The 15,465-nt window shown below is 58.9% G+C and carries 8 protein-coding genes; 4 read left to right on the top strand and 4 right to left on the bottom strand.

Annotated features, from left to right (window positions below; all coding sequences use genetic code 11):
• Positions 1-47: 47 nt before the first annotated feature.
• The 3 genes from D882_RS1000000133495 to D882_RS0108280 all read right to left on the bottom strand — a co-directional run bounded on the left by D882_RS1000000133495 (position 48) and on the right by D882_RS0108280 (position 2,933).
• Positions 48-947 carry a glycosyltransferase family 39 protein gene (locus D882_RS1000000133495; protein ID WP_371258941.1) on the bottom strand — a complete coding sequence of 300 codons (900 nt, stop codon included), beginning with the start codon at positions 945-947 and terminating at the stop codon, positions 48-50.
• Complete coding sequence (locus tag D882_RS0108285; RefSeq protein WP_027922798.1) at positions 944-1,318, bottom strand: GtrA family protein; 375 nt, start codon at positions 1,316-1,318, stop codon at positions 944-946. Before D882_RS0108285 ends, D882_RS1000000133495 begins: the two co-directional genes overlap by 4 nt.
• Positions 1,319-1,427: 109 nt before the next feature.
• Positions 1,428-2,933, bottom strand: coding sequence for a glucosyltransferase domain-containing protein (locus tag D882_RS0108280; RefSeq protein WP_027922797.1), 1,506 nt, complete (start codon positions 2,931-2,933; stop codon positions 1,428-1,430).
• 248 nt (positions 2,934-3,181) lie between these two features.
• On the opposite strand from D882_RS0108280, the gene D882_RS0108275 reads away from it, so the two are divergent.
• Positions 3,182-4,306, top strand: coding sequence for an OpgC family protein (locus D882_RS0108275; RefSeq protein WP_027922796.1), 1,125 nt, complete (start codon positions 3,182-3,184; stop codon positions 4,304-4,306).
• 56 nt (positions 4,307-4,362) lie between these two features.
• Here the strand turns inward: D882_RS0108275 and D882_RS0108270 are convergent, their stop codons facing one another.
• Entirely contained in the window at positions 4,363-5,784 is a 1,422-nt protein-coding gene (locus D882_RS0108270; protein ID WP_027922795.1) for an amino acid permease, read from the bottom strand.
• Between the two features lie 611 nt (positions 5,785-6,395).
• On the opposite strand from D882_RS0108270, the gene D882_RS0108260 reads away from it, so the two are divergent.
• The 3 genes from D882_RS0108260 to D882_RS0108250 all read left to right on the top strand — a co-directional run bounded on the left by D882_RS0108260 (position 6,396) and on the right by D882_RS0108250 (position 15,462).
• On the top strand, positions 6,396-6,854 hold the full coding sequence (locus D882_RS0108260; protein ID WP_027922794.1) for a transposase: 459 nt from the start codon (positions 6,396-6,398) through the stop codon (positions 6,852-6,854).
• A gap of 267 nt (positions 6,855-7,121) precedes the next feature.
• The gene (locus tag D882_RS0108255) at positions 7,122-10,238 is read left to right on the top strand and encodes a transglycosylase domain-containing protein (protein WP_027922793.1); all 3,117 of its coding nucleotides are present in this window, start codon (positions 7,122-7,124) and stop codon (positions 10,236-10,238) included.
• Between the two features lie 151 nt (positions 10,239-10,389).
• Positions 10,390-15,462: an NEL-type E3 ubiquitin ligase domain-containing protein gene (locus D882_RS0108250; RefSeq protein ID WP_027922792.1), complete on the top strand. Its 5,073-nt coding sequence runs from the start codon at positions 10,390-10,392 to the stop codon at positions 15,460-15,462.
• Positions 15,463-15,465: the final 3 nt, after the last annotated feature.

Below are 15,465 nucleotides of genomic sequence, written 5' to 3'. Positions count from 1 at the left end.
TGCGAATAAAAGGTATCTGGGGACAAACGCAGGTGCTAACAGAGCGATCAAAAAAGCGTAATAGCCGGTACAAAAAAATACCCGACCAGAAGCCCCCTGTAACGACGGTCACTCTGATCGTTCAACAACACCGATGCTGCGCACACAAGGATCAACAGTGTCGGCAGCACGCGCCATCCTGACTCTTCCGCTACCACGTTACTCATCACCATGAACGGCCAGACGACCGTCAAAACGGTGTGCCACGTAAGCGGTGGTATCCATTCGAACCCGCACCTTCGTAGCAGATGCTCAAGGAAATGAGGCAGCCACGGCAGGAACAGCAAGACAATCAAACCGTTGGCCAATACCCATGCCCGATCAGATACCCCTCGCGCTCGCCACCAGAAAAGCCAATGCACCAAGACACACAGCCCGGCGAAGTAATGCGTATAGAAAGCCGCGGTCATCAACAGCACATACAGGATCGCAAAGCGTTTTCTCTGCGGTGCATTGACCCAGCACACCAACGCCACGGTCGCGGCCATGAGCCAAAAACCGAGCGTCGTGTACATGCGGATTTCCTGGCTATAGCGAACCGAAATCGGCAGCAATGCCAGCAACACAGCCGCAATCCAGGTCGCCCTGCGCGTCGCTATCAGGCTCATCAGTTTGATGCTGAGCAACAAGGTGCCGACATCGGCCAGGGCACTCAGCGATCGCGCTGACAACACACCATTGCCGAACACCAACATCCAGTAATGCAGCAACACATAGTAGAGCGGAGGATGAACATCCCGCGCCGTGGTGGACCAGATTTCCGCAGGCGAACGCTCGGCTAGCAGCAGGCTGTAGGCTTCGTCGTACCAGACACTCGGCGTGGTGATGGCGTGAAATCTCACGAATAACGCGATCGCCACCACCACAGACAGCGCCGCCACCTCCCCAGTACAGCGCGAAATTTTCACGCCTCGCGCTCGTGCAACAAGACCAATCTCGAAAAGATGATTCCGCAGATCAGACTCAAGACCGAAAACGAGCCGACGGTCAACAGCCCATGGACCTTCCAGACATCGGCGTAATGTCCAACAACGAAACTCATGACGCCCATAAAGAAGACATACAGCAGATAACGAAGTACCGACGTCCCGGCTTCAAACGTGTACAGCGCATGAACATAGAAGGAAAACGTAGCTGCCACACAAAATGCCGAAAGGTTACTGGCCGCCTGACTTATTCCGGCGGCTGTGTTCAGAATATAAAAGAGCTGCCAATGAATCAGTGTATTGGCCACGCCAACCACCGCGTAGGTGGAAAACTCTTTCCATAAGGCTTTCATGTCCGTTCCCTGGCTGTTTGCTGTTTCAGGCGTCAACCTAAAGCCAGCGCAAGATGTGCGTCTACTGTCAGAACTAACAGGTAGCGCAGCCTTCCAGACCAACGGTCGATTACCACTGCAGCGTGGTCACCCGAGGCGGCTCCTTCATGACGATGAATCCGTAATCCCCCAGCAGATAAATGCGATAGAACAGGCTGTCCACCAGCGGTGGATAACCCTGGTACCCCACCCACGTGGCGTTGCGCCGTTCCTTTTCCCTGACCACGTTGGTGATGCCTGTTTTCGGCAGGTTTTCCGCGAGCATGTAGAAGTCGATGTTCAACAGGTAGTGCAATACCGGCAGTTGCTTGAATGACCCGGCGGCGGCCACCAGCCAGTGATCCGAATAACTGACCGACAGGTAAATGCGCTTGGCGTTGCGCAATGCGGGGCGGGAGGCGATGTCGGCACTCAAGGCATACAGCGCGTTGGTCGAGAAGGTCTTTTGCAAGGTCAGTACGCGGCCATAAGCGAAGGACAACGAGAGCGTCGCCAACAGCGGGATTAACAACAGCAAGGGCAGCTTTCCATGCAATGACGCCAGCACCCGATGACTCAGGTAGAACAGTAAAACCAGCACAACGCCAAAGCCCATCAAGGTTCGGGCGCCTTCATTGAAGTCGCGGAAAAACAACGAGATGCCGGGAACGAGCAACATCAAAACCGGCAGCATCAACAGACACGCAATACCGATCACCGCTTTGTGCAGGCCGGTGTCCCATCGCGCCAGCACACCCCGCCCCACGCACACACCACCGGCGATGGCGCACAACAACAGCGCGCCGAATACCCAGGCAAACCCGCCATGAAACAGCAGCACGATTTTTTCCAGGACCCGGCCGGCATTGATTTCAACTTGCAGCAGCGGCGCGGCCGCACCGTTCAACATCGAGGTGCGGGTTTGACTCATGCAGGCAAACGCCGTGGCGTAATAGATCAAGCCTGCCAGCACCAACTGCGCGACTTTCCAGCCGAGCAATCGGCACCACGCGGGCCACGATAATCGATCGTTGGCGCCCCGCAGCAGCTCCAGGCAACAGAGCCCGAGAAACACATTGATGCTGATCTGATAAAGGCCGATGGCCAATGCGATCAACAGTGCCGGAACCGTGAGTTGCTGGACGCGCGAGAGGCTGCGGAAGGTAATCGCGTAGATCACCGCGACCACGCTCAGCGCCATGGTCGGGCCGTCGTATTGGTACGACAGGTTTTGCAGGAAAAACGGGTTGTACCAAAGTGGCAGCAACACCAGGCAATGGCCGAACGTCGGTTCGGGGAAATAATGGAACGTCAGGCGCGTCAGGGCGGCGCTCATGGCCAGGGTGGCAATCAACAGGGGCAACGGAAAAATATTGGGCGCGGCACCGCTGAAGGTCAGCAGGTAATAGAACCATTGCGCGAACAGGCGGCCCTCCTCCGTCCACGCCGCACCGGCGGCGAGGGAACGCCAGTTGTCATCGATATAGGGGTAATCCGCGAGGATCAGCGGCAGGGCATACAGCAGCGTCGCGAGAAGAAACAACAACCAGACCTGACGGTCTGCGAGTTCTTTGTCGAGCCAATCGCTGATCTTCATGCCGGCGCCTCATGGGAATTCCGCCTTCAATCGATAAAGCTTTGAACCCGACGGTAGCCAGAGATCGCGGGGCCGCGCGGCTTTTAGACAGGCGGTTATCGTTCGGTGATGCTCAGAGACATTCGGTAATACCCGGACTTTTGCAATTACCCGTAAATCACGGCACCCTGCGCGCCGCCGATGTGCGGCGCGTTACCCTTTGTGGCGCCGTTCGCTCCTACTTCAAAACCGTTCAAGAGCCCGCCGCCATGACGACTGAACGCGATCACCGAATCGACTTTTTCCGAGGCCTGGCACTGATCTTCATTTTCTGGGATCACGTGCCCCACAACCCCATGGGTCAAATCACCCTGCGCAATTTCGGCTTCAGCGATGCGGCGGAAATCTTTGTGTTCCTGGCCGGTTATGCGGCAGTCCTGGCCTACGGCAAGATCCTCGCGCGCGACGGTTATCTGATCGCCTGCGTGAAAATCCTGCGCCGCGCCTGGGTGCTGTACGTGGTGCACATTTTCCTGCTGGCGATGCTGATGGGCATCGTGTTTTTCGCCAACAGCCATGTGGAAACCCGTGATCTGGTCGAGGAAATGGGCCTGCACCACTTCATCAGCAACCCGCAGCAAGCATTGACGGATGAACTTCTGTTGCGCTTCAAGCCGAACCTGATGGACCCGTTGCCGCTGTACATCGTGCTGCTGGCCGGGTTGCCGCTGGTGCTGCCGATGCTGGTGCGCAAAGCGTGGGCGGTGGTGGCAGTGTCGTTGACTGTTTACCTGCTGGCGCCTTCGTTTGGCTGGAACCTGGCCGCGATCAAGGACGGCGTGTGGTACTTCAACCCTGTCACCTGGCAACTGCTGTTTGTGCTCGGTGGCGCGGCGGCGATTCACGGGCAAAAGCCCCGGGCGGCCGAGACGCGTCCGCTGCTGCGCCAGCCGTTGTTTGTCGGTGCGGCGATGTATGCGGTGCTGGCCGGGGTGATCACCGTGTCCTGGCGCTGGCCGGAAATACATGATGCCGTGATGCCAACGATGCTGAGTAATCTGCTGTACCCGATCAGCAAGACCGACCTGTCGCCGGTGCGCCTGCTGCACTTTCTGGCCCTGGCGTATGTCACGGCGAAACTGTTGCCGGACACGGGCTGGACGCAACACTGGCTGGCCCGGCAATGCTCGCGCATGGGGCGTTATTCGCTGGAGGTGTTCTGCCTCGGCGTGTTACTGGCGCCGTTGGCCGACATGGTCAACGCCCTGACCGACGATGCGTTTGCCATGCAAATTTTCACCGCACTGGTGGGGGCCGGGTTGATGGGGTTGTTGGCGGTCTGGCTGGAGTTCAATAAACGCCTGACGCGATCACCGCAAAACGCAATCGCCTGAAACCAAAAAGCCCCGGTCATCTCGACCGGGGCTTTTTGCATTTCAAACGTTACGTCTTACGAAGCCGAATGCACCGCGCCTTGCGACGCATTGGTCGGTTGCAACTTGAACACGTAGAACAACACCGTCAGCAGCACCAGGAACGCCGGGCCCACATACAGCGCCACGCGGGTGTCCGGGAAGTACGCCATCAGGCCGACCACCAGCACCAGGAACGCCAGCGCCAGGTACGAGCTGACCGGGTACAGCCACATTTTGTATTTGAGGCCGGCACGTTCGCTGGCGCTCAGGCCTTGGCGGAATTTCAGCTGGGCCAGCAGGATCATCACCCAGGTCCAGATCGCACCGAAGGTGGCAATCGCGGTGACCCAGACGAAGACCTTCTCCGGCACCAGGTAGTTGAGCAACACGCCCAGCAGCAATGCGCCCATCGACAGCAGCAAGGCGCGACGCGGCACGCCGTTGCTCGAAGTCTTGGCGAATCCGGCCGGGGCCTGGCCGTTCTGCGCCAGGCTGTAGAGCATGCGCCCGGTGCTGAAGATGCCGCCGTTGCAGGACGACAGCGCGGCGGTGATTACCACGAAGTTGATGATACCGGCGGCGGTCTTGATGCCCAGACGCTCGAACGTCATCACAAACGGGCTGCCCTGGGTGCCGATTTCGTTCCACGGGTAGATCGACAGAATCACGAACAGTGCGCCGACGTAGAACAGCAGAATCCGCCAGAACACCGAGCCGATCGCATCCGGGATGGTCTTCTGCGGGTTCTTGGCTTCACCGGCGGTCAGGCCGATCATCTCGACGCCAAGGTAGGCGAACATGACCATTTGCAGGGACATCAACACGCCTTGCACGCCATTAGGCATGAAACCACCGTGAGCCCAGAGATTGGAAACCCCAAGCGCCACGCCGTCGTTACCGAAGCCGAACGCGATCACGCCGATGCCGCCAACCACCATCGCAATAATGGTGACGATCTTGATCAGGGCGAACCAGAATTCGAATTCACCGAAGGCTTTGACCGCGATCAGGTTGATGGTGCCCATGCTGATCAACGCCGACAGCGCCCAGATCCAGCGCGGCACATCGGGGAACCAGACGCCCATGTACACCGCTACCGCCGTGATTTCCGCGACGCAGGTTACCAGCCACAGGAACCAGTAATTCCAGCCGGTCAGGAAGCCCGCCAAGGGGCCGAGGTAGTCTTGGGCGTAACGGCTGAACGAGCCGGCGACCGGGTTGTGCACGGCCATCTCGCCGAGGGCGCGCATAATCACCAGGATCGCCAGACCGCCGATGATGTAGGAGAGCATGATGGCGGGGCCGGCCATTTCGATGGCCTTGGCCGACCCCAGGAACAGACCGACGCCGATACAGGCACCGAGTGCCATCAAGCGAATATGCCGTTCGCCGAGTTCGCGTTTAAGCGGGCCGCCCTGAGCGGTCTCGCCGTGGGGCAGGTGATTGCCAGCTGGCATAGGGACATCCTCGTCTTGTTATTGGATATAGCCGCCGAGTGTCGAAGCGCTGACCGATAAGCCATTGCTTGCCTGAAACCGGCCGTACTTCGTGAGCAGGACCGTCCTGTAGGACAAAACCTCCAGGATCAGCGGGACGTGCAGTATAAAAAGCATTGCCCAGGTGTTTTCACTCAATAAACTACAAAATGCAGCCACAACTCTCGGCAAAAGACGGTTTTGCGGAGAGGGTTTAACTGGCTAAAAGTGATTTCACCCGTGACAGAAAACGGCGCCGAGTATTGCACAGCATTGGTGCATCGTCATGCCCAAACCTTCGCCGCATTTACCTTGGGAGGTGTCTAGCTCAGCCATTCCAGACACCAACCCCCTGTGGCGAGGGAGCGTGCTCCCGCTCGACTGCGTAGCAGTCGCAATTCTGTGTTCAAAGGATTATCTGAAAGAACGTCATTGCGCTTATTGGTCTGCTTCGCAGGCCAGCGGGAGCAAGCTCCCTCGCCACAGAGACTGTTCCTTCAGATGATTCAGACATTTCACTCAGAACTTGAAGCCACGCAGAAACGAAAGCATGGCTAAGGTGAACTGGACTATCAGCTCAAGGACGCAAAGGAATGCATCCACGCCCAAATTCGCACCTGCTGCGCCATGGACGCTGTTCGGAACCTGGCAGGGCCTATCTCATCACTGCAGTTACTCATCAGCGCCGTCGAATCTTCACTGATTGGCAAAAGGGCCGTTTGCTGGTCGCCGAGCTCAGGCGAGCCCACGAAGAGAAGTGGGTCAATTCGATAGCCTGGGTCGTCATGCCGGATCATTTCCATTGGCTGGAGCAACTCGAACAGCGCACCATGGCGCAACTCATGCAGGCCATCAAATCACGCAGCACGCTCACCATTAACCAGGCATCAAACAGTCGAGGAGCCTTCTGGCAAACCGGCTATCACGATCGTGCAATCCGCGATGGCGAAGAACTCCTGCCGTTCGCCCGATACATAGTTGCCAACCCGTTGCGTGCCGGGCTGGTGGAAAAAATCGGTGATTACCCCCTCTGGGATACCTGTTGGTTGTAACACTACCCAAAGGCCACTACGGCCCTGTGGCGAGGGAGCTTGCTCCCGCTCGGCTGCGCAGCAGTCGCAAAACCTACGACCCCATTTACCTGAAAAACCACGATTGCCAGGTTTGGGGCCGCTTCGCAGCCCAGCGGGAGCAAGCTCCCTCGCCACAAAAAACAAAACAGATTGGAAAATTGTGCACTCACAATTTTTTCACCATCGCCAACCACCGTCTAAGCTTCAGACAAGTCAGATCAATCTGCGTGAATGGATCAATCGGCTATGGGCGCTTTGTGGCAAACCGATACGAGTAAAACTGTGGTCCCGACTGAACGTGTGGATGAAGCGCCGTCACCTGAAAAACCTCGCCCCAGTCGTGTCAAACACGGCTGGAAGGCGTTTTGGTTGTTGCTGCTGATCATCGCGATTGTCGTGGGACTGGCGGCAGCCAAGGAAATGCGCACCTCCAAATTCCAAGCCCGGGAAGTCAGCAAGTTTGCGGCGTCCCTGAGCTATTCCCTGGAACCAGGCCCCAGCGATGCCATCCGCTACCCTGGCGCCGGGCCTTTTGATTTGCGTCTGGGCTACAGCTCACTGGATGAGTTCCTGCCCCGGCTGCTCAAGCGCAATTACGTGATTGCCGCCCAAACCCGTTTTTCCCAAAAGTTGATGGACTACAGCGGCAAGGGCCTTTTCGTGCCCTACGCCGAGAAAATCCAGGCCGGCCTGTCGATCACCGACTGTCGCGCGATGCCGCTGTACCAGTTCAAATACCCACAACAGCTTTATTCAAGCTTTGATGCGATCCCGCCGGTGGTGGTCAACAGCCTGCTGTTCATCGAGAACCGCTTTCTGCTTGACCCCAAGCAACCCTTGGCCAACCCCGCCGTGGACTGGCCGCGCTTCGGCATGGCCGCGTGGTCGCAGGTGGCCAAGTTGATTCACCTGCCGGGTCAATCGGCGGGCGGCAGTACCCTGGCGACACAGCTTGAAAAGTATCGGCATTCGCCCGATGGCCTGACGGTGTCGGGTGCGGAAAAGATCCGGCAGATGATCTCCGCCACCGTGCGGGCCTATCAGGCAGGTCCGGACACCCTCGAGGCCCGGAAAAATGTGGTCCGCGACTACCTCAACAGCGTGCCGCTGTCCGCCGTGCCCGGCCACGGTGAAGTGCATGGCATGGCCGAAGGGTTGCGCGTCTGGTACGGCGCCGACTTCGACAAGGCCAACGAAACGCTGGCCAGCCCTGCCACCGATCCAAAGACGATGGCCGCCAAAGGTCTGGCCTTGCGTGAAATACTGTCATTGATGATTGCCCAGCGTCGCCCTTCCCACTACCTGACCAAGGGCCGTGATGAACTGGCTGACCTCACCGACAGCCACATTCGCCTGCTCGCCCAGAACAACGTGATCGATGCGCCTTTCGCGGCAGCGGCACTGGCCAGCAAGGTGACTTACCGCGACTGGCAAACCCAGCCGACCATTCAGCCGATCGAAACCAACAAAGGCATCAGCGTGGCGCGCAGCCGTCTGGGCGGGTTGCTCAATCGTCCACTGTACGACCTCGACCGCCTCGACCTGTCCGCCACCAGCACCCTGCAAGGTGAATTGCAAAGCCAGGCTACCGAGTACCTCAAGCGCCTGGCCGACCCGGTGTTCGCCACGCAGATCGGCTTGATGGGCGAACGCCTGCTCACCCCCACCAGCACCACTCAGGTGCGCTACAGCTTCACCCTGTTTGAACTGACGCCGGACGGCGCGCGCGTGCGGGTGCAAACCGACAGCACCGACCAGCCGTTTGACATCAACGAAGGCAGCAAGCTGGAACTGGGCTCCACCGCGAAAATGCGCGTGCTCACCACCTACCTGCAAATCATGGCGGAACTGCACGATAAATACGCCGGGATGAGCATCCCGGAACTGAAGAAAGTCGATGTCCCCGATCAGGACCGCCTGAGCCGCTGGGCGGTTGACTACCTGATCGAAAACAAGGATCGCAACCTGCCCGCGATGCTCGGTGCCGCGCTGGATCGCAAATACTCGGCCAGCCCTGGCGAAGCGTTTTTCACCGGTGGCGGGTTGCACGTGTTCCATAACTTCCGCAAGGAAGACAACGGCCGCATACCGACCCTGCGCGATGCCCTGCGTGAGTCCATCAACCTGCCGTTCATTCGGCTGATGCGCGACCTGGTGCGCTACACCACCTATTCCGGCCCCAACAACAGCGCCGAACTGCTCAAGGACGACCGCGATCCCCGGCGTCAGGAATACCTCGCCGATTTCGCCGACAAAGAAGGCACTTCGTTTCTGCTGAAGTTCTGGAAAAAGTACAAAAACAAGGACACCCAGGCACGGCTCGACACCTTCCTCGACGGCATGCGCCCGACGCCGATCCGCCTGGCAGCAGTGCACCGGTATCTGCTGCCACAAGCCAGCCAGGAAAGCTTTAACACCTTTGTGCGCTCGCACCTCAAAGGCGCCAAGCTCACTGAAAAACTCACTGACGAACGCCTGCAACGGCTGTACGAAAGCTACAGCCCGGGCACCTACGACCTGCCGGACCAGGGTTTCATCGCCAAGGTTCACCCGCTGGACCTGTGGCTGATGGGTTACCTGCTGAACAACCCTGACGCCAAGTGGAGCCAGATTGTCAAAGCCAGCCAGTTCGAACGTCAGGAAGTCTATAGCTGGCTGTTCAAAAGCAAGCACAAGGGCGCCCGCGACAGCCGTATTCGCACCATGCTCGAGATCGAAGCATTCCTCGACATCCATCAACGCTGGCAGAAAGTCGGCTATCCGTTCGATCACCTGGTGCCGTCGCTGGCCACCGCCATTGGCAGCTCCGGCGACCGTCCGGCAGCGCTGGGCGAGTTGATCGGCACCATTCTCAACGATGGCGTGCGCATGCCGACATTGCGTATCGACACGCTGCATTTCGCGGCGAATACGCCATACGAAACCAAACTGATCAATGACCCGGTCGCCGGCAAACGGGTGATGCCGTCCGAAGTGGCCACGGCCATGCGCGAGGCCTTGTCGCAAGTGGTGGACGCCGGTACCGCCAAACGTGTTTCCGGCAGTTTCATCACCCCCGATGGCAAACCCCTGGCGATGGGCGGCAAGACCGGGACCGGGGATAACCGCATCGAAGCCATTGGTTCCGGCGGGCGGATTCTGAGTTCGAAGTCAATCAACCGCACGGCCACCTTCGTGTTCTATATCGGTGATAGCCACTTCGGTACGTTGACCGCCTTCGTGCCCGGGCGCACCGCCGAGGCCTTCAAGTTCACCTCCGCGCTGCCCGTGCAGGTGCTCAAGGGCATGGCACCGATTCTCACGCCTTATCTGCAACCGGGTACGCATACGCAATGCCTGCCAGTGGAGGTCGCACGGCGCTGAAAAAAAGGTGGTAATTACCTATTTTCGGCATTGGTAATTCCAATGCTTTTGGGCGGCTGACACTGATTAAGCAGCGGTAATTCAGGCTTTTACTTTGAGCCTCGGGCGTTAGGCTGGTCACTCCACTTAACGCTCAAGGTTTATTAAAAGCATGACTGACTTACACGGACGTATATCAGCGCGACCGACACCGGGGGCCAATGACAAAAAAGGTCGCCACTACGATTTCATCAAAAGCCGTATCCATCCCACGTTCAAGGACGCGTCAGTGCGACGGATCCGGGAACTGAGCCTCACGCAAACGGCTTCAGGGTATTGGGCACAGAACATCAGGGGGTTCGATCACACCCCGCTACAACACGCCAACCTCGACCTCTGGTCCGCTCAAAACACCGTCGACCGGGTCATGGACAAGGTCCGAGGCGTTTACGAGTTCGCCGAACCGTTGCTGACCAGAGCGTTGCTGGAACAGTTCGGTGTCGACGTCGATGTAAAGACCACTTACCTGCACCTTTATCTACCCAAACAGCTTCCCTGGTATGCCAGCCACCTCAACGGCGTGGTGACTCGCACCGTTTCACTACTCGACGCGGCCCTGCATAACTTCGCGAGCCACGAAACCTGCGAGGCGGACTCGAACTTCATCAGCCAGCCCGATGCCCGCGGGCATTTCGACACCCTGGCGATCAAACGAAAAATGTCCATCGCCCAGTTCCAGACCCTGTGTCGCACGCTGGACATTGGCGCGCGCTACACGAAATACCTCGAAGAACAGTTGCGGCCCAGGGATGGCCTCGCCCAGGTGGTTTTAAAACACAAGATCATCGAGAACGAGAAAGCCGCGTTTAAAGCCGCCGCCAGACTGGCCGTCCTGAAGGGCGACATCGACGCCGATGCCGGTGACCTGATCCTGATGATGCTCGATGGCCAGCGCAACCTCACCCGCAAAGGCCGAATCATGCAGTTCGCCAAACTGTCCATGCTCGACAGCCAGCTGACCGGCATCGTCTTGATTACGCCGGATCTGAACCGGGTCCATGAGGTGGTGCCGATCTTCGCGTATGTCCCACAAGACCCCGAGCACCCGCTGAAAGAGTACCCCTCGACCCTCGCGCTGATGAAAGAACTGACGCGTCAGCTGCGCGACAACGCTGTCATCTCCTCCACCGGCATGACCTACCAGCAATTCTTCAGCCGGTTCGTCGATCAATCCGATCGGGGGCATTTTTTCGGCGGGCTGCAACAACGCCTGTTTCAAGTGAAATGGCATCGCAAAGAGCCGCTGGACCCGAGGCCGAGCTGGCGCGAAGAGGCTATCACCGCCCCTCGTCTGCAGTTCAACACCGCACCGATCAGCGGCGAACTCTGGCAGTACCTGTTCGAGCAAAAGCTCAACAAGGTCCTCAATGACGCCCGTCACATCGCCGTATCAACCGCCGATGCCGATACTCATGCACGATGGGCCTGGTGGGAGAACTTCAAGAAAATCGTCTCGGACATCTTCAACATCGCCCTGATGGTCGTCACGCCGTTCGTGCCAGGACTGGGTCAGCTGATGATGGGCTACATGGCTTATCAGATGGCCAGTGACGCCATTGAAGGCCTCGTCGACATGACCCTGGGACTGTGGACTGAAGCCACCGAACACATTGTCGGCCTGGTCACCGATGTTCTTCAGCTGGAAGCGTTCGCCGCCGGTGCGCAGATCGGTGCGCTGGCACGCCTGAAACTGTCACCGCTGATCGAAGGCATGAAACCAGTCACGCTGCCCAACGGCGAACCCCGGTTGTGGCACCCCGACCTGAAACCTTATGAATGGCCCGATGTGCAGTTATCGCCGGACTCCAGACCTGACGCGCTGGGGCTGCACGCTCACGAGGGCGAGGCTGTTCTGCCGCTGGATGACAAGCACTACGCCGTGCAAAAGGATCCGCAAACCGGCAACTACCGGGTCAAACACCCGCATCGCGACAATGCTTACCTGCCCGAGTTGAAACACAACGGCCTCGGCGCCTGGACCCATGAAGCCGAGAACCCGCGAGCCTGGGATCGTCCGACGTTGATGCGCCGTCTCGGCCACACCGTGGAGGGCTTCAGCGACGCGGAACTCGAAGCCGTTCGCATCGCCAGTGGTACCGACGACGGTGCGCTGCGCCGGATGTACGTCGACAACACGGCCCCGCCACCGTTACTCGACGACAGCCTCACCCGCTTGAACATCCAGCGCCAGACCCGCCAGGCCATCAGGAGGATTCGCTCAGGCCAGCCTCTGGATCCTTCCTCCTACTGGTTTGAACCGCTGGCGACTTACCTGGACGGCTGGCCCGCGGATAAAGCCCTGAAGGTCTACGAAAACGCCGACATGAGCGGCCGGTTCCGCCAGTACGGCAACGCCGATGCGACGGCCGAACAGACCCTGTCCACCAGTTTGTCGAACCTCATGAGCGAGCAATTTGCACCAGACCTTGTCGGGTTTCTCAACGAAGAAGAGCTGCACGCCGTGCTCGGTCGGTCCACCGCCCAACGTGAACGGGTGCAAGCCTTGCGCAATCGTCTGGCGGACGAAGCCGATCGACTGACCCCAGACATCATCAATCAGCTTTACCAAGGGGCCCAGGCGTTCGACGATCCGCCGCTGCGACTCATGCGCCACACCTTTCCCGAGTTGCCGTCCCGTGCCGCAACGACGCTGCTGAACACCACCGACGCTGCCGACCTCAAGCGCATGATTCAAACGCAACGACTGCCCTTGAGCCTCAAGAGCCGCACCCGTGAGGCGGCCTTCGAAGCCCGGACCAACCACGCCTATGAAGGTTTCCATGACGGCGCGCAGTGGGTGGCGCAAACCGAAAGCCTGGTGCTGAACGCCTTGAGGATTCATACCGACACGTTCGCGCAATTGCGCATCGAGGTTCGCGAAGGCAACGATGCCGGCCCCTTGCGCAGCCGTGTGGGTGCCGAGGGCGCGTCGATGGTCCGGGTGTTGGTCAAGGACGATGGCAACCGGTTCGAAGTCTGGGACGGTGACAACCGAAAACTGCACGACGCCACTGATTTTTACGAAGCCGTTCTCAACGCCTTGCCGGAAAACAAACAGGCGCAGTTGGGTTATCGGCCAGGCCAGGGGGGCTTCTTCAAGCAATGGGTGATGGCCAAGACCGAGACACCGGCGCAGCGCCGCACGGCGCTCGCCGCACCGCCGATCCGTCCGCTGGCTGACCATGAAGACATGATCCTGTTGCGCGGTCCCGGCTTCTCCACCGTTGCCCCCACGCTCACCGAACGGGTGCAGGATATTTACCCTCACTTCAACGACCGCGAGGTCAATACCTTCGTTCGATCCCTCGGTTCGCAGGAGCAAGGGCATCAGACACTGACCCGACTGGACCGCGAACTGGACGACCTGCGTGTGCTGTTCAATCGCTGGCGCTACCAGCAGCCGGATACCTGGGGCCCGGATCAACACGGGTTCGTCAACAGTGGCGGCTTGCACATTGCCGAACGGTTAATCGATTGTTTCAAACGCAAGCCCACGGTCTTTGGTGAACGCAGCATCACGGCCGACGGCGGGTATGCGCTGGACCTGTCCACAGAGTTCAAGTCGCTTGACCTCGAACGCTGGTGGAAGGAGCTGCCGGATATCAAGCGCTACCTCGATCAGATCAGCACCTTGAATCTGGACCGCACGACCTTTTTTGAAAGCGGTCCCGGTCTGCTCAGTGACTTCCCTCATCTGCAGCAACTGAGTGCCCGCAATTGCGGCTTGACCCGACTCCCCGACGCCATCGGCAAAATGCACCACCTGCGGACGCTGCGGTTGATGAACAACAACATCACGTTGACCCCGTCTGCCGTCGAGCAACTGCGAAACCTGACCCGCATGGAAACCCTCAGGCTTGATGACAACAGGCAGTTGGGCCGGCTCCCGGACGTCGGACGCATGCCCAGACTGAGAGTCCTGAGCTTGAGCAACACCGGGGCCACCGCCTGGCCCGATGGCCTGTTCGGGCCTTTCAACAAACGTCGACCGCGGGGCTTCTTTCTGGATTTGCAGGAAAACCCGATCAGCGTTATTCCCAAGGTCGTGCCCGGCTCGGAAGATGCCTTCCTCCTGGCGCGGACCCGCTTGTACGACGAGCGGCTCTCGGAGGCCAACCGGATCACCTTCAAAGCGTATCGACGATCCGTCGGCATCTCGCCAGAGCAGGTCTACGCCTATGCGGCACGGGACACGATGAACCTGTGGCCCATGAACGATGACTCGACATGGTGGAGTGCCGAGGTCTCAGGGCTGGGTACTTTCCGGGAGGAAGCCTGGCACGAATTGATGACCGAGCCTGGCTCCGAGGATTTTTTTGCCTTGATCCAGAAACAGACCCGCTCGGCCGATTACAAGGCCGGTGGTGATTTGCGTCAGCAGCTCAGCAATCGGGTATGGCGCATGATCGAAGCCATCGACCTGGACACCGGATTGCGCAAGGACCTGTTCGAAATGGCCAGGGCGCCTACTACCTGCGCCGATGCCGGGGCTCAAGTATTCAACCACATGGGCATCAAGGTGCTCGCCTCCGAAGCCTATGCCTTGTCGACGTCCAACGCCGTGCTTGAAAGCAAACTGGTGAACCTGGCCAGAGGTGCTGCTCGCCTCGCGCGCGTGGATGACATTGCCCGTGCCGATTTCGGCAGCCGCCCGGGCAATCCGGATGAGGTCGAGGTGTACCTCGCCTACGAAACCGGCCTGGCTCAACGCCTCGACTTACCGTGGCAATCGGAGACGATGCTGTTTCGCACCATCGCCGGTGTGAACGCCAAAACCCTCGACACCGCCTTCGAGACGGTGATGTCGATGGAGGCCGGCGATGGGTTGGTCAACGACATGATCGAACAGCCTTTCTGGCAGAAATACCTGCAGGACACCTATCCGAACGAATTCCGGCGCAATGCCCGGTTTTACGAAACCAAGAGCGACTTGCTCGATGAGTTACGCGAAGTCCAACACACCTGGGCCCGTTCCAGGGACCAGCAAATTGCACAACGACGCGCCCTCAAACAGCGTCTGCAAGACCTCGCCCGGCGCCTGAATATCGATGACAGTTTGGTGTTGACGGGCCAGGACATGACCGATGAGGTCTACGGCCAATTGCTGCACGACATGGGTTACGAAGAAAAAGAGCTGAGCCGAAAACTCACCCGCGAAGCGTTGCAAAAACACGCACAGCAATAAACG

The sequence above is a fragment of the Pseudomonas sp. URMO17WK12:I12 genome (assembly GCF_000514395.1).
Classification (GTDB): Bacteria; Pseudomonadota; Gammaproteobacteria; order Pseudomonadales; family Pseudomonadaceae; genus Aquipseudomonas; species Aquipseudomonas mucoides.
Note: the sequence above shows the minus strand (reverse complement) of the source record. Positions and strands in the feature narration are given on the sequence as shown.

Bases quoted from the DNA above. Each gene is read 5' to 3' on its own strand.
- D882_RS0108285 (WP_027922798.1), bottom strand. From the start codon at position 1,318: ATGAAAGCCTTATGGAAAGAGTTTTCCACCTACGCGGTGGTTGGCGTG.
- D882_RS0108280 (WP_027922797.1), bottom strand. From the start codon at position 2,933: ATGAAGATCAGCGATTGGCTCGACAAAGAACTCGCAGACCGTCAGGTC.
- D882_RS0108275 (WP_027922796.1), top strand. From the start codon at position 3,182: ATGACGACTGAACGCGATCACCGAATCGACTTTTTCCGAGGCCTGGCA.
- D882_RS0108270 (WP_027922795.1), bottom strand. From the start codon at position 5,784: ATGCCAGCTGGCAATCACCTGCCCCACGGCGAGACCGCTCAGGGCGGC.
- D882_RS0108260 (WP_027922794.1), top strand. From the start codon at position 6,396: ATGCATCCACGCCCAAATTCGCACCTGCTGCGCCATGGACGCTGTTCG.
- D882_RS0108255 (WP_027922793.1), top strand. From the start codon at position 7,122: ATGGGCGCTTTGTGGCAAACCGATACGAGTAAAACTGTGGTCCCGACT.
- D882_RS0108250 (WP_027922792.1), top strand. From the start codon at position 10,390: ATGACTGACTTACACGGACGTATATCAGCGCGACCGACACCGGGGGCC.